At 67.9% G+C, this 22,730-nt stretch carries 21 protein-coding genes and 1 tRNA gene; 11 read left to right on the top strand and 11 right to left on the bottom strand.

Annotated elements, in window-relative coordinates; genetic code table 11:
• The first annotated feature begins 48 nt into the window (after positions 1–48).
• Positions 49–1,026: a quinone oxidoreductase gene (locus LIN44_RS13515; protein WP_227312504.1), complete on the top strand. Its 978-nt coding sequence runs from the start codon at positions 49–51 to the stop codon at positions 1,024–1,026.
• A 69-nt stretch (positions 1,027–1,095) separates the two neighbouring features.
• Here the strand turns inward: LIN44_RS13515 and LIN44_RS13510 are convergent, their stop codons facing one another.
• From LIN44_RS13510 to LIN44_RS13485, 6 genes are all read right to left on the bottom strand, one after another.
• On the bottom strand, positions 1,096–1,389 hold the full coding sequence (locus LIN44_RS13510) for a YkvA family protein (protein ID WP_062797448.1): 294 nt from the start codon (positions 1,387–1,389) through the stop codon (positions 1,096–1,098).
• A gap of 319 nt (positions 1,390–1,708) precedes the next feature.
• Entirely contained in the window at positions 1,709–2,854 is a 1,146-nt protein-coding gene (locus LIN44_RS13505; protein ID WP_227312503.1) for a BMP family ABC transporter substrate-binding protein, read from the bottom strand.
• Between the two features lie 56 nt (positions 2,855–2,910).
• Positions 2,911–3,831 (bottom strand): ABC transporter permease, encoded by a 921-nt coding sequence (locus LIN44_RS13500; protein WP_227312502.1) that lies wholly within the window; start codon positions 3,829–3,831, stop codon positions 2,911–2,913.
• Between the two features lie 18 nt (positions 3,832–3,849).
• Positions 3,850–4,959, bottom strand: a complete 1,110-nt coding sequence (locus LIN44_RS13495) for an ABC transporter permease (protein WP_227312501.1) — start codon at positions 4,957–4,959, stop codon at positions 3,850–3,852.
• Positions 4,952–6,508 (bottom strand): ABC transporter ATP-binding protein, encoded by a 1,557-nt coding sequence (locus tag LIN44_RS13490; RefSeq protein ID WP_227312500.1) that lies wholly within the window; start codon positions 6,506–6,508, stop codon positions 4,952–4,954. Before LIN44_RS13490 ends, LIN44_RS13495 begins: the two co-directional genes overlap by 8 nt.
• A 442-nt stretch (positions 6,509–6,950) precedes the next feature.
• On the bottom strand, positions 6,951–7,877 hold the full coding sequence (locus tag LIN44_RS13485) for a pirin family protein (RefSeq protein WP_227312499.1): 927 nt from the start codon (positions 7,875–7,877) through the stop codon (positions 6,951–6,953).
• 673 nt (positions 7,878–8,550) lie between these two features.
• Here LIN44_RS13485 and LIN44_RS13480 point away from each other — a divergent pair.
• The 9 genes from LIN44_RS13480 to LIN44_RS13440 all read left to right on the top strand — a co-directional run bounded on the left by LIN44_RS13480 (position 8,551) and on the right by LIN44_RS13440 (position 18,066).
• A complete protein-coding gene (locus LIN44_RS13480) occupies positions 8,551–9,267 on the top strand; it encodes an ABC transporter permease (protein WP_227312498.1) in 717 nt (238 codons plus the stop codon).
• Positions 9,268–9,294: 27 nt separating this feature from the next.
• Positions 9,295–10,230, top strand: coding sequence for a glycine betaine ABC transporter substrate-binding protein (locus tag LIN44_RS13475; protein ID WP_227312497.1), 936 nt, complete (start codon positions 9,295–9,297; stop codon positions 10,228–10,230).
• A 10-nt stretch (positions 10,231–10,240) separates the two neighbouring features.
• A complete protein-coding gene (locus LIN44_RS13470; protein WP_012352190.1) occupies positions 10,241–10,891 on the top strand; it encodes an ABC transporter permease in 651 nt (216 codons plus the stop codon).
• The gene (locus LIN44_RS13465) at positions 10,888–12,063 is read left to right on the top strand and encodes a betaine/proline/choline family ABC transporter ATP-binding protein (RefSeq protein WP_227312496.1); all 1,176 of its coding nucleotides are present in this window, start codon (positions 10,888–10,890) and stop codon (positions 12,061–12,063) included. Before LIN44_RS13470 ends, LIN44_RS13465 begins: the two co-directional genes overlap by 4 nt.
• A 54-nt stretch (positions 12,064–12,117) precedes the next feature.
• Positions 12,118–12,492 (top strand): hypothetical protein, encoded by a 375-nt coding sequence (locus tag LIN44_RS13460; RefSeq protein ID WP_227312495.1) that lies wholly within the window; start codon positions 12,118–12,120, stop codon positions 12,490–12,492.
• Positions 12,493–12,682: 190 nt separating this feature from the next.
• Positions 12,683–14,611, top strand: coding sequence for an alkyl/aryl-sulfatase (locus LIN44_RS13455; RefSeq protein ID WP_227312494.1), 1,929 nt, complete (start codon positions 12,683–12,685; stop codon positions 14,609–14,611).
• A gap of 89 nt (positions 14,612–14,700) precedes the next feature.
• The gene (locus LIN44_RS13450; protein ID WP_227312493.1) at positions 14,701–15,717 is read left to right on the top strand and encodes a tripartite tricarboxylate transporter substrate binding protein; all 1,017 of its coding nucleotides are present in this window, start codon (positions 14,701–14,703) and stop codon (positions 15,715–15,717) included.
• Positions 15,718–15,976: 259 nt separating this feature from the next.
• Positions 15,977–16,882: an IclR family transcriptional regulator gene (locus tag LIN44_RS13445; RefSeq protein WP_227312492.1), complete on the top strand. Its 906-nt coding sequence runs from the start codon at positions 15,977–15,979 to the stop codon at positions 16,880–16,882.
• A 128-nt stretch (positions 16,883–17,010) separates the two neighbouring features.
• Complete coding sequence (locus tag LIN44_RS13440; RefSeq protein WP_227312491.1) at positions 17,011–18,066, top strand: alcohol dehydrogenase; 1,056 nt, start codon at positions 17,011–17,013, stop codon at positions 18,064–18,066.
• 71 nt (positions 18,067–18,137) lie between these two features.
• Here LIN44_RS13440 and LIN44_RS13435 read toward each other — a convergent pair.
• Positions 18,138–18,227: transfer RNA gene (locus tag LIN44_RS13435), tRNA-Ser, on the bottom strand.
• Positions 18,228–18,515: 288 nt separating this feature from the next.
• On the opposite strand from LIN44_RS13435, the gene LIN44_RS13430 reads away from it, so the two are divergent.
• A complete protein-coding gene (locus tag LIN44_RS13430; protein WP_227312490.1) occupies positions 18,516–19,025 on the top strand; it encodes a glycine zipper 2TM domain-containing protein in 510 nt (169 codons plus the stop codon).
• Between the two features lie 78 nt (positions 19,026–19,103).
• Here the strand turns inward: LIN44_RS13430 and hemW are convergent, their stop codons facing one another.
• The 4 genes from hemW to LIN44_RS13410 all read right to left on the bottom strand — a co-directional run bounded on the left by hemW (position 19,104) and on the right by LIN44_RS13410 (position 22,702).
• Positions 19,104–20,336 (bottom strand): radical SAM family heme chaperone HemW, encoded by a 1,233-nt coding sequence (hemW, locus tag LIN44_RS13425; RefSeq protein WP_227312489.1) that lies wholly within the window; start codon positions 20,334–20,336, stop codon positions 19,104–19,106.
• Positions 20,333–20,950: an RdgB/HAM1 family non-canonical purine NTP pyrophosphatase gene (rdgB, locus tag LIN44_RS13420; RefSeq protein ID WP_227312488.1), complete on the bottom strand. Its 618-nt coding sequence runs from the start codon at positions 20,948–20,950 to the stop codon at positions 20,333–20,335. The genes hemW and rdgB overlap by 4 nt, the downstream gene beginning before the upstream one ends.
• 15 nt (positions 20,951–20,965) lie before the next feature.
• Complete coding sequence (rph, locus tag LIN44_RS13415) at positions 20,966–21,685, bottom strand: ribonuclease PH (RefSeq protein ID WP_227312487.1); 720 nt, start codon at positions 21,683–21,685, stop codon at positions 20,966–20,968.
• 102 nt (positions 21,686–21,787) lie between these two features.
• Complete coding sequence (locus LIN44_RS13410) at positions 21,788–22,702, bottom strand: PP2C family serine/threonine-protein phosphatase (protein ID WP_227312486.1); 915 nt, start codon at positions 22,700–22,702, stop codon at positions 21,788–21,790.
• Positions 22,703–22,730 lie beyond the last annotated feature (28 nt).

Genomic DNA, 22,730 nt, shown 5'->3' with positions numbered 1-22,730 from the left:
TTTCCCGCATTCCCGATCGATGCCTCACCAAAACAAGGAGCGACGCAGATGAGCAAAGCCATCCGGATCGAGCAGACCGGCGGTCCCGAAGTCATGCAGTGGGTCGATGTACAGGTGGGCGACCCCGGCCCCGGCGAGGTGCGCGTGCGCCACGAGGCGGTGGGCCTGAACTATATCGACGTCTATTTCCGCACCGGGCTGTACAAGCAGCCGCTGCCGGGCGGACTCGGCATGGAAGGCGCCGGCGTGGTCGAGGCGGTGGGCGAGGGCGTGCGCCACGTTGCCGTGGGTGACCGCGTGGCCTATGCCGGCCGTCCCACCGGCGCCTATGCGCAGGTGCGGGTGATGCCGGCCGACATCGTGGTGCGGCTGCCCGATGCGATCCCGTTCGATACCGCCGCCGCGATGATGCTGCAGGGTCTGACGGCGCAGTACCTGATTCGCGACAGCTACAAGGTGCAGCCGGGCGACACCGTGCTGCTGCACGCCGCCGCGGGCGGCGTCGGGCTGATCGCGTGCCAGTGGCTGAAGGCGCTGGGCGTGACCGTGATCGGCACCGTCGGCAGCGACGAGAAGGCCGAGCTGGCGCGCGCCAACGGCTGCGCGCACACCATCGTCTATACGCGCGAGTCGTTCGTCGAGCGCGTCAGGGAGATCACCAACGGCAAGGGCGTGCCGGCGGTCTATGACTCGATCGGCGCGGATACCTTCCGCGGCTCGCTCGACTGCCTGGCGCCGCGCGGCACCATGGTCAGCTTCGGCAACGCCTCGGGTCCGGTGCCGCCGTTCGACCTGTCGGTGCTGGGCAACAAGGGCTCGCTGCGGCTCACTCGCCCCACGCTGATGACCTACGTGGTGCACCGCGAACTGCTCGAGCCGATGGTGGCCGACCTGTTCGACGCCGTCACCACCGGCAAGGTGAAGATCGATATCCGCCAGCGCTACGCGCTGTCGGAAGTGGCGCAGGCGCACCGCGACCTGGAAGCGCGCAAGACCACCGGCTCGACCATCCTGCTGCCGCACTGAAGGCGGTTTTGCGCAGGCATGAAAAATCCCCGGGGCACCGAGTGTCCCGGGGATTTTTTGTTGGCGGCGTCAGTGCGGCCGGACTGTGGTGGCGGTGGCGCGCGCCTGCGCCTGGCGCAGGATATGCGGCGGCAGGCGCTTGAGGATCAGGTGGACGGCCAGCGGGATCAGCACCACGTCGTCGATGATGCCGAGCCCCGCGACCACGTCAGGCACGAGGTCGATCGGCGAAATCGCGTACAGCAACAGCCCGATCGCCGCGGGTTTCAGCCATGCCGGGGCATCCGGGTGGCGCAGCGCATACCAGAACAGCCGCCCGTCGCGGCGAACCAGCGTCCACAGGGCCGAAAAACGCTTCAACATGAGAGGCCTCCTTCACATGGCGCGCGCCTGACACCGGCGCATACGCAAGGAGATTGGGCCGGTGTGGCGGGCTTCAAGTTCCGCGGGTGCGGGGAGATGCCTTGGGTGCATTTCCACACCGCGGGTCTGCTCCACTCTCCCGCGCGCGGGAGAGGGGCCGGGGGTGAGGGCAGGAGGGACAAAGGCTGAGGTTCGTGGGTTAACACCGTTGGCTTCGCTTGATGTGGCTCCTAGTTAAACCACCCCTCACCCCGGCCCTCTCCCCATGAGGGGAGAGGGAGCAGATGGCCCGGACAAGCCCGGGCGGCGATGGCGCGGCTTAGCCCGGAATCTTCCCCTCCACGCCCTCGACATAGAACTTCACGCCGTGCAGGAATTTGTCGTCGGCGACCTGGTCCTTGGCCAGCTGTTCCTTGCCGGTGTTGTCCTTGATCGGGCCCTTCCAGATCGGCGCGGTGCCGTCGATGATGCCCTTCTTGCGTTCGTCTACCAGCGCCTTGACGTCGGCCGGCACGTCGGCGTTGTAGCTCTTCAGGTCGATCATGCCTTCCTTCAGGCCCCACCACGTGGTGCTGTTCTTCCACTGGTTGTTCAGCACGTCTTCGACCACTTTGTTGTAGTAGACGCCCCACGAGATCACCGATGCGGCCAGGTGGGCCTTGGCGCCGAACTTGGTCATGTCGCTGTCCCAGCCGAAGGCGTGCACGCCTTTCTCCTGCGCGGTCTGCACCACGGCGGCGGAGTCGGTGTTCTGCATCAGCATGTCGACGCCCTGGCCGATCAGCGTGGTCGCGGCTTCGCGCTCCTTGCCCGGATCGAACCACTTGTTGACCCACACCACCTTGACCGTGGCGTTCGGGTTGACGCTGCGCGCGCCGAGCGTGAACGAGTCGATATTGCGGATCACCTCGGGGATGGGCACCGACGCCACCACGCCCATCTTGCCGGTCTTGCTCATCTTGCCGGCGACCACGCCCGCGAGGTAGGCGCCCTCATAGGTGCGCACGTCGTACTGGGCCAGGTTGTCGGCGGTCTTGAAGCCGGTGGCGTGCTCGAACTTCACGTCCGGGAATTCCTTGGCCACCTTTAGCATCGATTCCATGTAGCCGAAGGTGGTGCCGAAGATCAGCTTGTTGCCCTGGCTGGCCAGGTCGCGGAACACGCGCTCGGCATCGGCGGCGGATTCGGGCACGTTCTCGACGAAGGTAGTCTTGACCTTGTTGCCGAACTTCTCTTCGACCGCCTTGCGGCCGTTGTCATGCGCGAAGGTCCAGCCGGCGTCGCCGACCGGGCCGATATAGACGAACGCCACCTTGAGCGGCTCGGCCGCCTGCCCGGCGGCGGGCGCGGAAGCGGCACCGGCGGGTTCGGCGGGCTTGTCGGCCTCCTTCTTGCCGCAGCCGGCCAGGGCCAGCACTGCGGTGGCGGCCAGCGCCGCCAGGGTCTTCCTGCGCGTGACGATCATGATTTCTCCTTGTGCGAATGATTGATGGCTCGGGGATTTCCGTCAGAAAAAAACGTTCAGGCGTTGCCGGGGCGGAACGGCTTGCCCAGCGACGCCGGCATGTTCAGGCGTATCCACGCCGGATTGCGCGAGATCAGCGCCAGCACCACGATGGTGGCGGCGTAGGGCAGCATCGACAGGAACTGCGACGGCACCGACACGCCGATCCCTTGCAGGTAGAACTGCAGGATAGTCACGGCGCCGAACAGCCACGCGCCGACCAGCACGCGGCCCGGGCGCCAGGTGGCAAAGGTGGTCAGCGCCAGCGCGATCCAGCCGCGGCCCGCCACCAGGTTCTCGACCCACATCGGGGTGTAGACCAGCGACAGGTAGGCGCCCGCCAGCCCGCAGCAGGCGCCGCCGAACAGCAGCGCGCCGAAGCGGATGGTGCGCACCGGGTAGCCCAGCGCGTGCGCGGACTCCGGCGATTCGCCGATCGCGCGCAGCGTCAGCCCGGCGCGCGTGCGGAACAGGAACCACATGATGGCGAAGCACAGCAGCAGGCTGAAATACACCATCCAGTGATGCTGGAAGAAGGCCGGGCCGACGAAGGGCAGGTCGGCCAGCCCCGGCACGGCCTTGGCCTGCGCCGGCATGGCGTAGCCGACGAAGCGCTGGCCCATGAAGGCCGACAGGCCGGTGCCGAAGATCGACAGCGCCAGCCCGGTGGCGACCTGGTTGGTGGCCAGCACCAGCGCCAGCCACGAGAACAGCGTGGCCATCAGCATGCCGGCCAGCGCGCCGGCGGCAAAGCCGAGCAGCGGCGACTGGGTCTGGTAGCCGACCATGAAGCCGGCCACCGCGGCGACCAGCATCATGCCTTCGGCGCCCAGGTTGAGCACGCCCGAGCGTTCGTTGATCAGCAGGCCCAGCGCCGCCAGCAGCAGCGGCGTGCCGGCGTTGATGGCGGTGGCGATGAGGGGGGCGAGTTGTTCCATGTTCTTGGTGGGCTCCGCTCAGGCCGTGGTGGCGCGCCAGCGCAGGCGGTTGTCGATCAGCGTGTCGCACGCCAGCAGGAAGAACAGCAGCATGCCCTGGAACACCCAGCCGATGGCCGACGGCAGGCCCAGGCGCGACTGCGCCATCTCGCCGCCGATATAGAACAGCGACATCATGATGCCGCCGAACACGGTGCCGACCGGATGCAGCCGGCCGATAAAGGCGACGATGATGGCGGTGAAGCCATAGCCCGGCGAGATCGACGGCAGCAGCTGGCCGATCGGCCCGACCACTTCGAACGCGCCCGCCAGGCCGGCGGTGGCGCCGGAGATCAGCAAGGCGCTCCACAGCGCGCTGCGCGCCGAGAAACCCGCATAGCGCGCCGCCGCCGGCGCGGTGCCGCCGACCTGCAGCCGGTAGCCGGCGAAGCTGCGGAACACGAACACCGTCATCACCGCCACCAGCACCAGCATCACCACAAAGCCGGCATGCAGCCGCGAGCCCGCCATCAGGTTGGGCAGCAGGTATTCAGACGAGAACACCTTCGATTGCGGGAAGTTCATGCCGTTGGGATCCTTCAGCGGCCCGTTGACCACCCACAGCAGCAGCTGCTGCGCGATATAGGTCAGCATCAGCGAGACCAGGATCTCGTTGGCGTTGAAGCGGTCCTTGAGCAGCGCGGTGAGCGATGCCCACGCCATGCCGCCGGCGATGCCTGCGAGCGACGCCAGCACCAGCACCACGATGCCGTTCATCGTCTGTCCCGGCACATCGAAATACAGCACCGCCGCGCCGGCGCAGATGCCGCCGGCAACCAGCTGGCCGTCGGCGCCGATATTCCACACGTTGGCGCGGTAGCACACCGACAGGCCCAGCGCGCACAGCACCAGCGGCACGGTCTTGAGCAGCACCTCGCCGATCGCGCGCTGGTCGCGCAGCGGATCGGCCAGGAACACCTTGAGCGCCGCCACCGGATCCTTGCCGAGCGCCAGGAACAGCAGCGCCCCGAACAGCAGCGTCAGCGCCAGCGCCAGCAGCGGCGAGGCGTAGGCCATCGCGCGCGAGGGCAGGCCGCGCGGCGCCAGCGTGAGGGGGGAACGGGGCAGCAGGGTACGCACATCAGCCATGGCTTGCCACCTCCGCGCCGGCATGGGCCGGGCCGCCTTGCCACAGCCCGCTCATCCAGAGCCCGACCTGCTCGCGCGTGGCGGCCTCGGTTGCCACCGACGGCGACAGCCGGCCCTTGGCGATCACGTGCAGCCGGTCGCAGATCGCGAACAGCTCGTCGAGCTCTTCCGACACCACCAGGATGGCGCAGCCGGTGGCCTTCAGCGCCAGGATCTCGTTATGGATCTGCGCCGCGGCGCCGACGTCGACGCCCCAGGTGGGTTGGGCCACGATCAGTACCTTCGGGCCGCTTTCGATCTCGCGGCCGACAATGAATTTCTGCAGGTTGCCGCCCGACAGGCTGCGCGCCAGCGCCTGCGGACCGCTGGCCTTGACGCGGAAGCGGCCGATCACGGCCGACGCCAGCCCGCTGGCGGCGCCGGGCGAGATCATGCCTTGCCGGACATAAGGCGGGGTCTGGTGCGACAACAGGATATTGGTGGCCAGGCTCATGCCCGGCACCGCGCCGCGGCCCAGGCGCTCTTCCGGCACGAAGGCCAGCCCGGCGCGGCGGCGCTGGCGCGCATCGAGGCGGCCCGCCGGCTTGCCATCGAGCTGCACCGAGGTGGCGTCGGCGCGCGTGTCCTCGCCGGACAGCGCGGCCAGCAGTTCCTGCTGCCCGTTGCCCGAGACCCCGGCGATGCCGACGATCTCGCCCGCGTGGACATCGAGCGAAACCTGGCTCAGCTCGGTCGCGAACGCATGCGCGCGCGGCAGCGACAGGCCCTGCACGCTCAGGCGCACCGGCCCGCGTTGCGCGGCCACGCGGGCCTCGCGCGGCGGCTCGCCGCCGATCATCAGGCGCGACAGCGACGCCGCGGTTTCCTGGCGCGGATCGCAGACGCCGGTGACCTTGCCCATGCGCATCACGGTGGCGTGATGGCACAGCGCACGGATCTCGTCGAGCTTGTGGCTGATGTAGAGGATGCTGGTGCCTTCGGCGGCCAGCTGGCGCAGCGTGACGAACAGCGTTTCCACCGCCTGCGGCGTCAGCACCGAGGTGGGCTCGTCCAGGATCAGCAGCTGCGGGCTGGCCAGCAGCGCGCGCACGATCTCGACGCGCTGGCGCTCGCCCACCGACAGCGTGTGCACATGGCGGTTCGGCTCCAGCGGCAGGCCGTAGCGTTCGGCGGTGGCGCGGATGCGCTCGGCCAGCTGCTTCATGTTGCCCTGCTGCGCGGCCGGCAGGCCCAGCGCGATGTTCTCCGTCACGGTCAGCGTGTCGAACAGCGAGAAATGCTGGAACACCATGGCGATGCCCAGGTTGCGGGCGTCGTGCGGGCTGGCGATGCTGACCGGCGCCCCGTTGAAGTGCATCTCGCCGGCATCCGGACGGACCGCGCCGAAAATGATCTTCATCAGGGTGGATTTGCCCGCGCCGTTTTCACCCAGCACGGCATGGATCTCGCCGGGCGCAACGCTGAGGCTGACGTCGTCGTTGGCAACGACGCCCGGGTAGCGCTTGCTGATATGGGCCAGCGCCAGCCGGGGAGGGAGTTGTGATGTCACTGAGGCGGCTCGGGTTGTTGTTGTGGCAGCAACGGGATGCATGAAAAGCGCGGCAGTGCGTGGCGCAGCATCGCCGCGACGCATTGCAGCATTCATCATGGATGCGTGATGCCGGATATTGGTGACGAATTATATAAGTGCACGGGGGCTGGAAGGCCCGAATCGGGCCGGTGTCCAGTCTGTGCAACGGTTGCGGGGTGGTTGCAAGTCGCATGCCGGCAGAGGGACGAAAAAAACCGCCGCCTCCTTGCCGGAGGCGGCGGCTATGGGTTGCCGTCGAGGTCAAAACTCAGATTGTTGGCTCCCTCTCCCATTTATGGGAGAGGGCGGGGTGAGGGCGGGAGTTTCCACGAAGTCAATGCCGTCGCTATTGCTGGCGCCGGCCCTCACCCCCAAGCCCCTCTCCCGCACGCGGGAGAGGGGAGCACACCAGACGGTATTGTCACGCCCCCGTACCGGCCGCGCTCGTCGCAAACCGTCCATCCCGGAAATCCGCCAGGGTCTGGTAGATCTGCTCCTGCGTGTTCATCACGAACGGGCCGTACTGCGCGATCGGCTCGTTCAGCGGGCGGCCGGCGATCAGCAGGAAGCGCGCGTCGGCCTCGGCGCTGACGATGACGCCGTCAGCCTGGCCGGCGTTGTCCAGCACGCCCATGCGCTGCGCTTCGACCACCGCGCGTTCGTCACCCGCGCCGACCGAGACCTCGCCCCGGTACACGTAGATAAAGGCGTTGTGTCCGGCCGGCAGCGCCTGCGCAAAGGCCTGGCCGGCCGGCAGCGCCACGTCCAGGTAGACCGGCTCGGTCACCGGCCGCGTGATCGCACCGGCCACGCCATGGCTGGCACCGGCCAGCACGCGCACCGTGGCGCCATGCTCCAGCGCCACCGTCGGGATCTCGGCGGCCGGCAGGTCGCGGTACCACGGCGCCGTCATCTTGTCGGCGGCCGGCAGGTTCAGCCACAGCTGGAAGCCTTCCATGCGGCCGTCTTCCTGCTCGGGCATTTCCGAGTGGACCACGCCGGCGCCCGCCACCATCCACTGCGCGCCGCCGTTCTGCAGCAGGCCTTCGTTGCCGGCGCTGTCGCGATGGCGCATGCGGCCGGCCAGCATGTAGGTGATGGTCTCGAAGCCGCGGTGCGGATGATCGGGGAAGCCGCCGATGTAGTCGTCCTTGCTGTCGGTGCCGAAGGCATCGAGCATCAGGAACGGGTCCAGCCGGCGCTGCAGGTTTTGCGTCAGCACGCGCGTCAGCTTGACGCCGGCGCCGTCCGAGGTGGCGATGCCGCGCACTACGCGGTCGACGGTGCGCGAGCGCCGCACGGTTTCCGCGGCGGTGGCCGGAATGGTGGCGAGGGTACGGGTGTCCATGTCTTGCTCCTGTGGGGCGGGCTGGCGCGGCGATCGCCGGGGCAGTCCGTCGTTTCAGCTACCTCGTCAATTTAGTGGTTTGGCGGGGAAAGAGTAGAGGGCGCCGGGGCAACACATTGTTCTGTCGGTGAGCCAGGTCGTTGCATCTCATATGGTGATTTCGGAACGATCCCGGCGCGGCAAGTGTTGTGTCCGGTGCCTTAGGGAGACGCGAGGCGAAGGCCGAAGATCGGCGCCAAATCGCACGCGGAAAGCGCAAACGTGACAAGATCGATGAAGATCGCTATAATAGCGCTCTCTTTGTCATCCGTTGATGCGAGAAGCAGGGTGGGGAAAGCCCCGCCAGCCCTTGCCAGTCAACGGCCGATGGACCGGCGGCGCGTCGGAAAACTTCAATACTTGCGCTGCCACTGGCCAACCGCCCGCGATGTGTTTGCACCGCCGGTTGCGCCGCTTCGGGAACCGCCGCCAACACGGCATCCCGTCAATCGAGATTCCCCGCCCACGGCGGACGAATCCACAGACCGTCCGCCGGCAATCGTGCCGGTCATGGCGGCAATGCAATCTGAACCGGGCCTGGTGACGCCCCTTCTCCGCACGCACCAGCCCATATTGTTTTCCGTCGCCGGGAAGTGGCGTGCTGCGCGCTTTTTGGCCTGGAAAAGGGGAGAGTATGTCAAAGCAATCGGCACGGGCGCTGGCCTGGGCAGGACTGACGCTTGCCGCGCTGGCCGCACTGGTGGCGTGGATCGGCGTCGATGTGATTCGCCAGTACCAGGAGCGCCTGCTCTACGACGTGGCCGACCATCTGCGGCTGGTGGTGCTGTCGATGGCGCTGGCGCTGGCCACCGGCATCCCGGCCGGCATTGCGCTGAGCCGCCCGTGCATGCGCCGCTGGGCCGACCGGCTGATGCAGGTCTTCAACGTCGGCAATACCGTGCCGTCGCTGGCGGTGCTGGCGCTGGCGCTGGCCGTGCTCGGCATCGGCGAGCGGCCCGCCATCCTGGCGCTGTGGCTGGCCTCGCTGCTGCCGATCGTGCGCAACACCTACGAGGGCCTGCGCAATGTCTCGCCCACGCTGCTCGAAGCCGCGCGCGGCATCGGCATGACCCCGGCCCAGCGCCTGGTGCGGGTGGAGCTGCCCAACGCGCTGCCGGTGATGCTGGCCGGCATCCGCATCGCGCTGGTGATCAACGTGGGCACGGTGCCGCTGTCCTTCCTGATCGGCGCCAACAGCCTGGGCGAGCTGATCTTCCCGGGCATCTACCTGAACAACCAGCCGCTGCTGCTGCTGGGCGCCGCCGCCACCGCGCTGCTGGCGCTGGCGCTGGATGCGCTGTTTGCCGCCGCCGGCCAGCTGTACCTGCGCCGCCGCGGCCTGGCGCGCTGAACCGGGGACACCGAAATGGAAAGACAGATGCAATACATCCGCCGCCGCGCACGCCGCGTGGTGCTGGTGGTGGCGGCGGTCACCGCCTTCGCCGCCGGCCTGGCGCTGGCCACCGCGCCCGAAGCCCGGGCCGCCGGCACGCCCATCCGCGTGGGCGGCAAGAACTTCACCGAACAGCTGCTGCTGTCGTCGATGACCACCAAATACCTGCGCGCCAAGGGCTTTGACGCCGAGCTGACCGCCGGCCTGGGCAGCACGCTGATGCGCCAGGCCATGGAGAACGACCAGCTCGACGTGGTGTGGGACTACACCGGCACCGCGCTGATCGTGTTCAACAAGGTCGAAGAGAAGCTCGACGCGCAGGCCAGCTATGCGCGCGTCAAGCAGATGGACGGCGCGCGCGGGCTGGTGTGGCTCGAGCCCTCGGGCATCAACAACACCTACGCGCTGGCGATGCCGAAGGAGCGCGCCGCCGCCAGCGGCGCGACCACGCTGTCGGCCTTTGCCGAGCAGATGCGCAAGGCCGGCGCCGACGCCAGCCACCCGTTCGCCGTCGACATGGAATTCGCCGCGCGCCCGGACGGGCTGGAGCCGCTCAAGGCGCTGTACCAGCTGCCGTTCTCGCGCCGCGACGTGATCCAGCTCGATCCGGGCCTGGTCTATACCGCGCTGAAGAACAACCAGGTGGAACTGGGGCTGGTGTACGCCACCGACGGCCGCGTCAAGGGCTTCGACCTGGTGCTGCTCGAGGACGACCAGCACTTCTTCCCGCCGTACAACGCGGCGCCGGTGGTGCGCAAGCCCGTGCTCGACCAGCATCCGGAGCTGGCGGGCCTGCTCAACGCGCTCGCGGCCAAGCTCGACAACCAGAGCATGACCGAGATGAACTACAAGGTGGACATCGGCCAGCAGCCGGTGGACAAGGTGGCGGAGGATTTCCTGCGCGGCCACGGACTGATCTGAGGAGGGCCGCATGGACTTGTTCGCATACCTGCAACACAGCTGGCCCACGCTGCTGAAGCTGACCGGCGAGCACCTGGCGCTGGTGGGCTCGGCGGTGGGGCTGGCGATCCTGATCGGGGTGCCGCTGGGCATCCTGATCACGCGCTTCCGCGCGCTGGCCACGCCGCTGCTGGCGCTGGCGACGATCGTGCTGACGCTGCCGTCGATCGCGCTGTTCGGGCTGATGATCCCGATCTTCGCGCGCTTCGGCCATGCGCTTGGCTATGTGCCCGCGGTGACGGCGGTGTTCCTGTACTCGCTGCTGCCGATCATGCGCAACACCTACACCGCGCTGGCCAATGTCGACCCCGGCATCCAGGAAGCGGGCCGCGGCATCGGCATGACCACCTGGCAACGGATGCGGCTGGTCGACCTGCCGCTGGCGGTGCCGGTGATCCTCGGCGGCGTGCGCACCGCCGTGGTGATGAATATCGGGGTTGCCACCATTGCCGCCATCATCGGCGCGGGTGGCCTTGGGGTGCTGATCCTGCAGGCGATCAGCCAGAGCAACATGAGCAAGCTGGCCGTGGGCGCGGTCCTGGTCAGCCTGCTCGCCATCGTGGCGGACGCCTTCCTGCAGTGGTTGCAGCGGGCGCTGACGCCGAAAGGAATCCGGCTATGATCGAACTCGACCAACTCACCAAGTCCTTCCCGCAGAAAGACGGCACCGAGACGCGCGCCGTCGACGCCGTGTCGCTGACGGTGCCGCGCGGCGAGATCTGCGTCTTCCTCGGGCCCTCGGGCTGCGGCAAGACCACCACGCTGAAGATGATCAACCGGCTGATCGAGCCGACCTCGGGCACGGTGCGCATCGAAGGCGAGGATACGCGCGGCCTCGACGGCGTGACGCTGCGCCGCAAGATCGGCTACGTGATCCAGCAGATCGGCCTGTTCCCCAACATGACCATCGAAGAGAACATCATGGTGGTGCCGCGCCTGCTGGGCTGGGACAAGAAGCAGTGCCGCGAACGCGCGCGCGAGCTGATGGCGATGGTGCAGCTCGATCCCAACCGGCTGCTGTCGCGCTATCCGCGCGAGCTGTCCGGCGGCCAGCAGCAGCGCATCGGCGTGATCCGCGCGCTCGCGGCCGACGCGCCGCTGCTGCTGATGGACGAGCCCTTCGGCGCGGTCGACCCGATCAACCGCGAGAGCATCCAGAACGAATTCCTGCAGATGCAGCGCCAGCTCGGCAAGACCGTGATCATGGTCTCGCACGATATCGACGAAGCGATCAAGCTGGCCGACAAGGTCGCGGTGTTCCGCCGCGGCAAGCTGGTGCAGTTCGACCATCCCGACGCGCTGCTGGCACATCCGGCCGACGAGTTCGTGCAGGCCTTCGTCGGCCACGACAACACCCTCAAGCGGCTGCTGCTGGTGCGCGCCGGCGATGCCGCCACGATGCCGCCGAGCTGCCGCCCGGGCATGCCGCTGGCCGAGGCGCTGGGCGTGATGGACGATGCCGACGTGCGCCACCTGCCGGTGGTGGACGACGCGCAGGTGGCGCTGGGCTACGTCACGCGCCGCGATGCGCGTTCGGGCCAGGGCACATGCAGCGACGTAATGCGCCCGTTCGCCGCCACCGCCGCGTTCGACGAGCACCTGCGCATCGTGCTGTCGCGCATGTACCAGCACAACACCAGCTGGCTGCCGGTGATGGGGGCGGATGGCGCCTACCTCGGCGAAGTCACGCAGGAGTCCATCGCCGGCTACCTGAGCTCGGGCCGCTCGCGCGGCCAGGCCGGCGTGCCGGCGAGCCTGGCAGCACCCGCCGCGCCGCTGCGCGCGGCCGCCTGATCGCGCCACGCGAGCCGGCATCGCAACTGCGGGCTGGCGCGCTATGCTAGAGGCATGCTCCGCTGCTGCCGCTCGCCCCTGTGCCTGGTCATCGAAACCCGCTGGCTGATCCCGCGCGGGTTTGACGGCTTCACGCCCGGTCCGCTGATCCTGCTGCGCCCCGGCGCCAGCCAGGCACTGATCGAGCATGAGAAAGTCCACGTGCGCCAGTTCTGGCGCAGCTGGGGCCTGATGGGCGTGCTCTACCTCGCCAGCCGGCGCTGGCGCCTGCGCTATGAGGTCGAGGCCTACCGCGAGCAACTGCGCCACAGCCCGCCGGGCGCGGCCCGCGGGCTGGCGCGCGTGCTGGCCACCAAATACCGGCTGAGGATTTCCGAGGCCGAAGCCTACCGGCTGCTGAAGCAAGGCCTGCACGACGGCGCCGAATGAGAAACGGCCCGCACCAGTGGCTGGTGCGGGCCGTTTGCTTTTCCGCGCGCCGGCGCCGCGTTCGACTCTGCGAAACAGTGATTTCGCGCCGCTGCCCCGATTGCTAAAGTCCCTCAAAGCCCTTGCGATGCCACGGCGGGAGAGCCAGGGCGGGATCGTTGCGTGCACTCGCCATTTCAGATGAGCTGACATGACCGGAAATTCCTTGTCCCCCGATGCTGCGCGTCCCAAGCCGGCGCATCCGATCACGGCCAGGCTGAATGCCAGCGTCAGGCAAGCGCTCGACTTCCAGGACAATCAGGATTTCGACGACGCCCACCGCGGCTTTATCGGCACGCTGGACGAGCCGGTCATCCGCAATGCGCAGGGCGAGATCGTCTGGAACCAGTCCCAGTACGATTTCCTGGAGCGTGAAGAGGCACCGGATTCGGTCAATCCGAGCCTGTGGCGGATGGCGCGCCTGAACCATGTCCACGGCCTGTTCCGCGTGACCGAGCGCATTTACCAGGTGCGCGGCTTTGACCTGGCGAATATCACCTTTGTCGAGACCGACCACGGGCTCATCGTGATCGACCCGCTGACTTTCGAAGAGGCGGCCAGCGCTGCGCTGGGGCTCTACACCCGGCATCGCGGCAAGCGCGACATCCTGGCGGTGTGCTACAGCCACAGCCATCGTGACCACTACGGCGGCGTGCGCGGCGTGGTCAGCGAGGCAGACGTCAAGGCAGGACGCGTGCAGATCATCGCCCCCGACAAGTTCATGGAGGAAGCCATTTCCGAAGCGGTGGTGGCGGGCGTGCCCATGCGCCGGCGCGCCGCGTTCCAGTTCGGTACGGGCCTGCCGGCGGGCATCTTCTCCCATGTCGACAGTGGCCTGGGCAAGGCGGTAGGGCGCGGTACCTACGGGCTGATCCCGCCGACCCGCGTGATCAGGCAGAGCGGGGAACGCATGGTGATCGACGGCGTGGAAATCGAGTTCCAGCTGACCCCGGGCACCGAAGCGCCGTCGGAGATGAACGTCTTTTTTCCCACGCTGCGTGCCCTCAACATGGCCGAGAACGCCTGCCATACGATGCACAACCTTTGCCCGTTGCGCGGCGCGAAGATCCGCGATGCGCTCGCCTGGGCCCGCTATCTGGACGAGTCGATCGAGCGCTACGCCGACAAGGTCGACGTGGTCTACGCCCAGCATCATTGGCCGGTGTGGGGCACGCAGCGCGTGTCGACCTTCCTGAGCGAGCAGCGCGACCTGTATCGCTACCTGCACGACCAGACCCTGCGGTGGATGAGCCACGGGCTCACGGCCCCCGAGATCGCGGAAAAGCTGTTCTTTCCCGACGAGATTTCGATGAAATGGCACACCCGCGGCTACTACGGCGCGGTGGCGCATAACGTCCAGGCCATCTACGCCTGGTACATGGGGCCCTACGACGGCAATCCGGCCAACCTGCATCCGCTGCCTCCGACGGAAGCGGGGATGAAGTACGTCGAGTACATGGGAGGCATCGATGCCATCATGCCGAGGGCACGCGAAGATTTCGAGCGCGGCGAATTCCGCTGGGTCGCCCAGTTGATGAACCACGCCGTCTTTGCCGATCCATCCCACCGGGACGCCCGCGAACTCGGCGCCGACGCTTTCGAGCAGCTTGCCTACCAGGCGGAATCGGCAACCTGGCGCAACGCCTACGTCCTCGCGGCCCGGGAGCTGCGCCAAGGCAAGCCTAGGAGGGCGGTGTCCGGCAATATCGTCAGCGCGGGAATGATCGGCCAGTTGCCCATTCCGCTGCTGCTCGATTACATCGCCATTCACCTGAAGGGCCCGCAGCTTGCGCCGCTCAAGGGCCGGATCGACTGGCAAATGACCGACGAGGATGCCGCGCATCGCCTGACGCTGAGCCATGGCGCGCTGAATCACCGCCCGGGTTCCCATGGCGATCGGGCCAATGCCGTGCTGCGGACCAACCGCGTCGGCCTCGCCCGGGCATTCGCCGGGGGCGGCAATCTGCTGGAGGCCCTGGAGCAAGGTTGCTTCGACGTCGAGGGGGACAAGGAGCTGGTTCGTGCGCTGTTCGCCGGTCTCGACACGTTCGACGCGGTCTTTGCCGTGGTGGAGCCGTGACTTCGACATGCCGGGCCGTCGCCAGGGTCCGGCAACGGGCCCGCTAGCCGCCAGGTAACGGGATGCCAGAAAGAAACAGGAGACAGCAATTGAAGTGGCTCGCAAACGCACGCCTGGGGTTTGCCGCCCGCAGGCATCCATACTGCGCGGCGGCGGTTGCCATCGCCGCATCGATGATGGCGGTGGCAACGCCTTCGACAGCGCACGCGACGTATCCTGACAGGCCCATCCGCCTGGTCGTGCCCTATACGGCTGGCGGTGGCGGCGACGCCCTCGCGCGCATGGTTGCCGCACGCATGAGCACCTTCCTGAAGCAGCCCATCGTGGTCGAGAATGTCCCGGGGGCGGGCGGCACCATTGGCGCCAACAAGGTGGCGCGAGCTGCGCCGGACGGCTATACCATGCTGCTCGGTGTCTCGGGTACGCATGTCATCGCGCCTTCGACCTTCCCGCGCCTGCCCTATGATCCGCTGCGCGACTTCATTCCCGTGTCCCGCATTGCCTACGGTGGCAACGTGCTGGTCGCCAATCCGGCATTTTCCGCGCACAGCTTGCCGGAGCTGATCGCCCTGGCGCGGAAGCCCGGCGCGGACATTGCCTACGGTTCCTGGGGCGAGGGTTCCGGTGGCCACCTGGCGGTCACCAGCATCAACGTCGCGGCGAAGATCCAGCTCCGCCATGTCCCGTACAAGGGCGCCAGCCCCGTCCTTGCCGATGTGATGGGTGGCATCTTGCCGATCGGGATGTCCGACACGACCACGGCGCTGTCGCTGATCAAGGCCGGCAAGCTGCGGCCACTCGCGGTCAGTGGCGCCGAGCGCTCACCGGCGCTGCCGGATATCCCGACGTTCGCGGAGTGCGGCATTCCGTTGAAGCTCGATATCTGGTTCGGCCTGTTTGCCCCGGCGAACACACCGGAGCCAATCGTCGATCTGCTCGAGAAAGCCGCGCATGAAGCCGCTGCCGATCCCTCCCTGAAGGCCAGGGTGGCGGAGTTCGGTTTGCACGCCACCCAGATTTCGCGGGCGGCGTTTGCCGAGCAGATGCGCATCGAAACCAGGACGTGGGCAGACCTCGTCAAGGCAACCGGCGTGAAATTCAATTAGCGATGTCCGTCGAAAGCCCCGGACCGGCGCAATCTCCAGCGCTTTGGTGCTCGCGCAGACGTTTCCGCAAAGAATGCGGAAATGGAGGCAAGTGTCTGGCGGGATTCGCCCTGCCCGCGCTGCCTGATCCTGTCACACTGTCATACCGCCGCTTGAGGCGAGGGCGATAGGAAACAAGAGTTCGGCAAACCGGAACCATTGCCCGCCAATGCGAGAAGCTGCCGGGCAATGACCATGATGCCCCTTCCTGGAGTGAAGGATGTCGGAGCCGTTCCAATGCAGACAGGTTGCAGCCGCGGCGCCGGGGCAGGGCGAGCCAGCCGATGCCGATGCCGATGCCGGGGCCGGGCCCGGTCCCAGTCCGGTGCTGGCGTCTTCGCATGTCACGCTCGATGCGTTCGAAGATGACCGGCAGTTCGCGATGACGCTGGGGCGCGGCTTCGCGGTACTCCATTGCTTTACGTCCCGCGATTCGCAACTGAGCAACGCCGAGCTGGCGGCGCGAACCGGGATGCCCAAGGCCACCATCTCACGCTTCACGTACACGCTGGTACGGCTGGGCTATCTTCGCGCCAACCGCATGAACGGCAAATACCAGCTCGGCTCGGCGGTGCTCTCGATCGGCTATCCGCTGCTGGCAAGCCTGAATATCCGGCAAGTCGCCAGGCCCTTCATGCAAGCGCTGGCGGACGCCGTCAGCGGTTCGGTCGCGCTTGGCATGCGCGACCGGCTCAATGTCATGTACATCGAAAGCAGCCGCGGTGCCGCGCCGCTGCCCAACCCCGCCGACGTCGGCCTGAGCTTTCCCATCGCCAGCACGGCGATGGGACGTGCACTGCTGGCGGCTTATACGCCGGGCGACCGCGCTGCGCTGATCAATGAGCTGCGGGTCAAGCTGCCTGAGCAGTGGGCCAGGTACCAGCCGGCCATCGAAGCCAATCTCCGGGCGTTCCAGGCGCACGGGTTCTGTTCTTCCCTTGGCGACTGGCAGCCGCGGACCCACGCCGTCGCCGTACCGATGCGTCCCTTGCCTGATGGCGAGATCCTGGTATTCAACTGCAGCATGCCGGATGACCTGCTTGGCGAGGGGCAGTTGACGGCCGACATCGGTCCGCGGCTGGTCGCCATGGTCAGGGCGATCGAGAAGGGGCTGGCATTCCGCTGACCGAAGCGATCCGGCCGTGGCGGCAAGCGGCCCGCCATCATGGCGCATTCGACCATGCGAAACAGACATCTGAACGGCGGGCAGGCTTGCTACAGTCAGCCACAGTCGCCACCACGTGAGGAAATGCCATGCGTGCATACGCCGTCAACTGCTTCTGCGAGCCCCTGGAACGGGTCGACCGTCCCGATGCGAGGCCCGTGGGCACGGAAGTCGTGGTGGAGGTGACCCGCTGCGGCGTCTGCCATACCGACCTGCACATTCAGGACGGCTACTACGATGCCGGTGGCGGCAACAAGATCCTGCTGGCGGACCGCGGCGTCACGCCCCCGGTCGTCATGGGCCACGAAGTGCTCGGCCGGCTGGTCGCCAGGGGGCCGGAGGCTCCGATCGCGGACGCAGACATCGGCAAGACGTTCCTGGTCTACCCGTGGCTCGGGTGCGGCGTGTGCGAGGTGTGCCGGCGGGGCGACGAGAACCTTTGCGCCAGGCCGCAGAGCCTTGGTGTGTTCCGTGCCGGCGGCTACGCCGAACAATGCGTGGTGCCGCATCCGAAATACCTGGTCGATGCCACCGGGCTGGCGCCTGCGCTGGCCTCGACCTTTGCCTGCTCCGGCGTCACCGCCTATAGCGCGCTGCGCAAGGTGCAGATCGACAAAGAGAAGGACCTGCTGCTGATCATGGGCCTTGGCGGCGTCGGCCTCAGCGCCCTCAACATCGCCCGTGGCCTGGGCTACCAACGGGTCGCCGTGGCGGACATCGACGCTGGCAAGCGTGAGCTGGCCAGCCGGCATGGGGCGGCGCTGACGGTCGACCCGCGCCATGCGGACGCCGGCGCGCGCTCGCTGGCGCAGGCGGGTGGCGCCGCGGCCGCCATCGATTTCGTTGGCGCCAGCGCCACCACCCGGTTTGCCGTCGATGTCCTGCAAAAAGGCGGCACGTGTATCGTCGTCGGGCTATTCGGCGGAGACATCACGCTGCCACTGCCGACGCTGGTGCTGCGGGCGATTTCGCTGCGGGGTTCTTACGTCGGCAATCTGGCTGAGCTCAAGGAGCTGGTCTCATTGTTCCGCGCGGGAAGCATTGAGCCATTGCCGGTCGAGGAAGTCGGGTTCGATGACGTCAACGAGGCGCTGATGCGCCTGCGGGCCGGCAAGGTCCATGGGCGGCTGGTGCTCGCCCGGTAGGCGGGACGCGCGCCGGTCCGTCCGCGCGCCGCGGACCGCCGCCGGAGCGCGTGCGACCCTGGCCGGGAAACTGGCGGAAGCGGTGAGATTCGAACTCACGGATGGGTCACCCCATCGGCAGTTTTCAAGACTGCTGCCTTAAACCACTCGGCCACGCTTCCGGAAAAGTGCGGGCATTGTAGCGCGAAAGGACGGGGCCTCCGGCGCCTTGCCGCATGCAGACGCAACGGTCTGGCCGCGCATTATACAAGGCCGGCGCGCCCTGATGGGGACTTGCGCCGCGGCATGGGCGCGGCCGTAAATTTCCTGCCACATCTGCTGCCGCGCTGTCGGGCTCTGTCTGACATGGCGGAACCTTCATATCGCGCCATCGCTCATATTGTCGTACCGGGCCCTGCGGTGTGTGCCGCAACCCCGGCTTTTTGCCTGGCAACAGAGGAGAACTCAAAATGCGAATCCCAAGCAAGACATGGCTGATCGTTCCGGTGGCCGCGGCGGCGGCGCTGGCCGGTTGTGCGGCGCCGTACGGCAGCGGCTACGACCAGGGCTACAACACCGGCTACAACGCGCCGCCCCCGGGCTACCAGACCCCACACACCTCGCAGGCCCCGGCCGGTGCGGTGTACTACGGCCGCGTGGAATCGATCGAACCGGTCACCACCACGCAGGGCAGCTCGGGCCTGCTCGGCACCGTGATCGGCGGCGCCGCGGGCGGCCTGCTGGGCCACCAGATCGGTGGCGGGCGCGGCCAGACCGCGGCGACCATCGGCGGTGCCGTGGTCGGCGCCGTGGCCGGCAACCAGATCGAGAAGCGCGCGGGCAGCAATACGCAGACGGTCTACCGCGTCAACGTGCGGCTCGATGACGGCCGCCTCGCCACCGTGACGCAGTCCAACCTCGGCAGCCTGCAGGTGGGCATGCGCGCGCGCGTGGCCAACGACATGGCAACGCCGTACTGACCTGCCAGCCTGACGTTTGCCAGAAGCAAAAGGCCACGCGCTTGCGTGGCCTTTTTTTGTTGCCGGCGTGCGTGCCGCTCAGTCCTTCAGGAACATCTCCTGCAGGTCGTTGAGGAAGCGCCGGCCCAGTTCGGTGGGACGGATCGTGGTCAGGTCGGCTTCCAGCAAGCCTTTTTTCTCGGCCGCGGCCAGCTGCTTGCTGATGGTGTGCAGCGGCAGCCCGGTATAGTCCTGGAAGCTCGACGCCGGCACGCCGTCGGTCAGGCGCAGCGCGTTGAGCATGAATTCGAACGGCAGTTCGTCGGCGCCGACGTCGCGCGCTTCCTGCACCGCGTTGCCGGCCATGGCCTGCGCCATGTAGGTCGCCGGATGCTTGTGCCGCATCTGGCGCAGCACGCGCTGCGGGAACGACAGCTTGCCGTGCGCGCCGGCACCGATGCCCAGGTAGTCGCCGAAGCGCCAGTAGTTCAGGTTGTGGCGCGCCTCGCGATGCGGCTTCGCATACGCCGAGGTCTCGTAGTGCCGATAGCCGGCCGCGGCGGTGCGCGCCTCGATCCAGTCCTGCATGGCGTACGCGCTGTCGTCGTCCGGCAGCGCCGGCGGAAACTTCGCGAACAGCGTGTTCGGCTCCAGCGTCAGGTGGTACAGCGACAGGTGCGTGGTGCCGTACGCCAGCGCAGCTTCGACGTCGGCCTGGCATTCCTGCAGCGTCTGGCCGGGCAGGGCGTACATCAGGTCCAGGTTGATGTTGTCGAAGCTGGCCTGGGCGATGTCGATGGCGCGGCGCGCTTCGGCGCCGCCGTGGATGCGGCCCAGTGCCTGCAGGTGGCGGTCGTTGAAGCTCTGGATGCCGATCGACAGCCGGTTGATGCCGCTGGCGCGGTAGCTGGCGAACTTGTCGGCTTCGAAGGTGCCGGGATTGGCCTCCATCGTGATCTCGGCATCGGCGTCGAGCGGAAGCAGCGCGCGGATATCCGACAGCAGCCGGTCCATGCCCGCCGCCGACAGCAGGCTGGGCGTGCCGCCGCCGATAAAGACGGTATGCACCGGACGCCCCCATACCAGCGGCAGCGACTGCTCCAGGTCGGCGCGCAGCGCGTCCAGGTAGAGGTCTTCCGGGATCTCGTGGTTGTCGGCGCCGGGCGCGGCGTGCGAGTTGAAATCGCAATACGGGCACTTGCGCACGCACCATGGGACATGCACATACAGCGACAGCGGCGGCGAACCGGACAGGCGGATCTGCCCGGGCTTGAGCCAGAGCTGGTTGCTGTCCACGGGCACGGACGCGGAGGCCGGTACGATCGGAATCATCGGGCGGCAGTCTCCGCGGCCTCGGCCTGCAGCCGGGCCACCAGGGCGCGCAGCGCCTGGGCGCGGTGGCTGACGCGGTTCTTCTCTTCCGGCGCCAGCTCGGCGGCGGTCTTGCCCAGCGCCGGCAGCAGGAAGTGCGGGTCGTAGCCGAAGCCGCCCGCGCCGCGCGGCGCGTCGACGACCTCGCCGTGCCACACGCCCTCGGCGATGATCGGGCACGGGTCGTCGGCGTGGCGCACGAACACCAGCACGCAGTAGTAGTACGCGTGGCGGTTCAGTTTGCCGGCCAGCTGCGAGACCAGGTAGGCGTTGTTGGCGGTATCCGACTTGGCCTGCCCCGCCATCTGCGCATAGCGCGCGGAATAGACCCCGGGCGCGCCGCCCAGTGCCTGCACGCAGATGCCGGAGTCGTCGGCCAGCGCGGGCAGGCCGGCGAGCCGGCTGGCATGGCGGGCCTTGGCCAGCGCGTTCTCGACGAAGGTGGCGAAGGGTTCCTCGGCTTCGGGGATGCCGAGCTCGCCCTGGGTCACCACGTCAAAGCCGAGCGGCGCCAGCAGCGCGCCGAATTCGCGCAGCTTGCCAGGGTTGTTGGAAGCCAGTACCAGGCGTTGCATCGCGGGCTCCGTGGCTCAGGCCAGGCCCAGCGCTTCGCGCTGGAGCTGCACCAGGCGGCCGATGCCGGCTTCGGCCAGGCGCGTCATGGCGTCGAGGTCGGCGCGGCTGAAGGGGGCGCCTTCGGCGGTGCCTTGCACCTCGACAAAGCCGCCGCTGCCGGTCATGACCACGTTCATGTCGGTGTCGCAGTTGCTGTCTTCGGCGTAGTCGAGGTCCAGCACCGGCACGCCGTCGACCATGCCGACGGAGACCGCGGCGACATGGTCGCGGATCGGGCTGGCGGCGATCAGGCCGTCGCGCAGCATGGTCGAGACCGCGTCGTGGGCGGCGACAAAGGCGCCGGTGATGGCGGCGGTGCGGGTGCCGCCGTCGGCCTGCAGCACGTCGCAGTCGAGGTGCAGCGTGTATTCGCCCAGCGCCGCGAGGTCGAACACCGAGCGCATGGCGCGGCCGATCAGGCGCTGGATTTCCTGGGTGCGGCCGGTCTGCTTGCCGCGCGCGGCCTCGCGGTCGGAACGCGTGTGGGTGGCGCGCGGCAGCATGCCGTATTCGGCCGTAACCCAGCCTTCGCCGCTGCCTTTCTTGTGCGGCGGGACTTTGGCCAGCACGCTGGCGGTGCAAAGCACCTTGGTATCGCCAAAGGCGCACAGGACCGAGCCCTCGGCGTGGCGGGTGTAGTGGCGGGTAAGGCTGATGGAACGCAGCGCATCGGCTGCGCGGCCGCTGGGTCGCATGGGATGGATTGTCCGGATGGGTAGAAACGGGGGAGACCGCGATTCTACCGCTGCCAGCCCATGCGCGCTGCATCGCTGCCCCGGCGCGGCCAGGGCAGCGCATCACCGCATCAGGTTGCTGGTCTTGTCGATGGCGGCGCGGATCTCGGCGATCGAGCGCTCGATCTCTTCCTCGGACAGCAGGTCGCTGTCGGTGCCGTTGCGCTCCAGGATCGAGGTGGTGAAGGCATTGAGCGGCAGGGTGTCGGTCATCACCGCGTCCTGGCCGGCGGTGTTGTTGTCGAGCTCCCACATCATGGCGATGCCGGTGGTGTTGTCGGCACCTTCTCCGGCCTGCTGCAGCGCCTGGTCGATCAGCGCCGGTACCGCCTGCACCACCGACAGCCGCGACAGCTTGTCCACCAGCACCGGCTCGTCCAGCGGGCCCCACAGGCCGTCGGAGCAGAGCAGGGCGACGTCGCCCGGATCCAGCCGCACCGGCCCGCCCAGGTCGATCAGCGGCAGGTTGGGGGAGCCCAGGCAGTTGTAGAGCTTGTTGCGCTCGGGATGGTTGGCCACCTCCATCGGCAGCACGCGCTCCTGCTGCAGCAGGTTTTCGATCTTGGAGTGGTCGCGCGTGCGCGTCAGCAGCCGGCCCTTGCGCAGCAGGTAGTAGCGCGAATCGCCGGCGTGGGCCCAGTGGATCTGGCCGTGCTGCACCAGGCAGCAGACCACCGTGGTGCGCGGCACGTCGGCCATCTGGTTGGCTTCGGCGTAGCGGTGGATTTCGCGGTGCGCCAGCATGATGGTGTCCTGCAGGAACTCGGCCGGGTTGCGCACCGCGGGCCGCGCCTGCAGCTGGAACTGGCGCGCCAGCGTCTGCAGCGCCTGCTGCGCGGCGACTTCGCCGTGGGCATGGCCGCCCAGGCCGTCGGCCAGCACCATCAGCAGCGCATCGCGCGTGAAGCAATAGCCCATGCGGTCCTGGTTGACGCGGCGGCCGCCTTTCCTGCTTTCCTGGTAGACAGAGAATCGCATGTTGGCTGGTTGGCTTTCTTGATGTTGA

Source organism: Cupriavidus sp. MP-37 (assembly GCF_020618415.1).
In the GTDB taxonomy this organism is placed as follows: domain Bacteria; phylum Pseudomonadota; class Gammaproteobacteria; order Burkholderiales; family Burkholderiaceae; genus Cupriavidus.
Note: the sequence above shows the minus strand (reverse complement) of the source record. Positions and strands in the feature narration are given on the sequence as shown.

Bases quoted from the DNA above. Each gene is read 5' to 3' on its own strand.
- LIN44_RS13515 (WP_227312504.1), top strand. From the start codon at position 49: ATGAGCAAAGCCATCCGGATCGAGCAGACCGGCGGTCCCGAAGTCATG.
- LIN44_RS13510 (WP_062797448.1), bottom strand. From the start codon at position 1,389: ATGTTGAAGCGTTTTTCGGCCCTGTGGACGCTGGTTCGCCGCGACGGG.
- LIN44_RS13505 (WP_227312503.1), bottom strand. From the start codon at position 2,854: ATGATCGTCACGCGCAGGAAGACCCTGGCGGCGCTGGCCGCCACCGCA.
- LIN44_RS13500 (WP_227312502.1), bottom strand. From the start codon at position 3,831: ATGGAACAACTCGCCCCCCTCATCGCCACCGCCATCAACGCCGGCACG.
- LIN44_RS13495 (WP_227312501.1), bottom strand. From the start codon at position 4,959: ATGGCTGATGTGCGTACCCTGCTGCCCCGTTCCCCCCTCACGCTGGCG.
- LIN44_RS13485 (WP_227312499.1), bottom strand. From the start codon at position 7,877: ATGGACACCCGTACCCTCGCCACCATTCCGGCCACCGCCGCGGAAACC.
- LIN44_RS13480 (WP_227312498.1), top strand. From the start codon at position 8,551: ATGTCAAAGCAATCGGCACGGGCGCTGGCCTGGGCAGGACTGACGCTT.
- LIN44_RS13475 (WP_227312497.1), top strand. From the start codon at position 9,295: ATGCAATACATCCGCCGCCGCGCACGCCGCGTGGTGCTGGTGGTGGCG.
- LIN44_RS13470 (WP_012352190.1), top strand. From the start codon at position 10,241: ATGGACTTGTTCGCATACCTGCAACACAGCTGGCCCACGCTGCTGAAG.
- LIN44_RS13465 (WP_227312496.1), top strand. From the start codon at position 10,888: ATGATCGAACTCGACCAACTCACCAAGTCCTTCCCGCAGAAAGACGGC.
- LIN44_RS13460 (WP_227312495.1), top strand. From the start codon at position 12,118: ATGCTCCGCTGCTGCCGCTCGCCCCTGTGCCTGGTCATCGAAACCCGC.
- LIN44_RS13455 (WP_227312494.1), top strand. From the start codon at position 12,683: ATGACCGGAAATTCCTTGTCCCCCGATGCTGCGCGTCCCAAGCCGGCG.
- LIN44_RS13445 (WP_227312492.1), top strand. From the start codon at position 15,977: ATGTCGGAGCCGTTCCAATGCAGACAGGTTGCAGCCGCGGCGCCGGGG.
- LIN44_RS13440 (WP_227312491.1), top strand. From the start codon at position 17,011: ATGCGTGCATACGCCGTCAACTGCTTCTGCGAGCCCCTGGAACGGGTC.
- LIN44_RS13430 (WP_227312490.1), top strand. From the start codon at position 18,516: ATGCGAATCCCAAGCAAGACATGGCTGATCGTTCCGGTGGCCGCGGCG.
- hemW (WP_227312489.1), bottom strand. From the start codon at position 20,336: ATGATTCCGATCGTACCGGCCTCCGCGTCCGTGCCCGTGGACAGCAAC.
- rdgB (WP_227312488.1), bottom strand. From the start codon at position 20,950: ATGCAACGCCTGGTACTGGCTTCCAACAACCCTGGCAAGCTGCGCGAA.
- rph (WP_227312487.1), bottom strand. From the start codon at position 21,685: ATGCGACCCAGCGGCCGCGCAGCCGATGCGCTGCGTTCCATCAGCCTT.
- LIN44_RS13410 (WP_227312486.1), bottom strand. From the start codon at position 22,702: ATGCGATTCTCTGTCTACCAGGAAAGCAGGAAAGGCGGCCGCCGCGTC.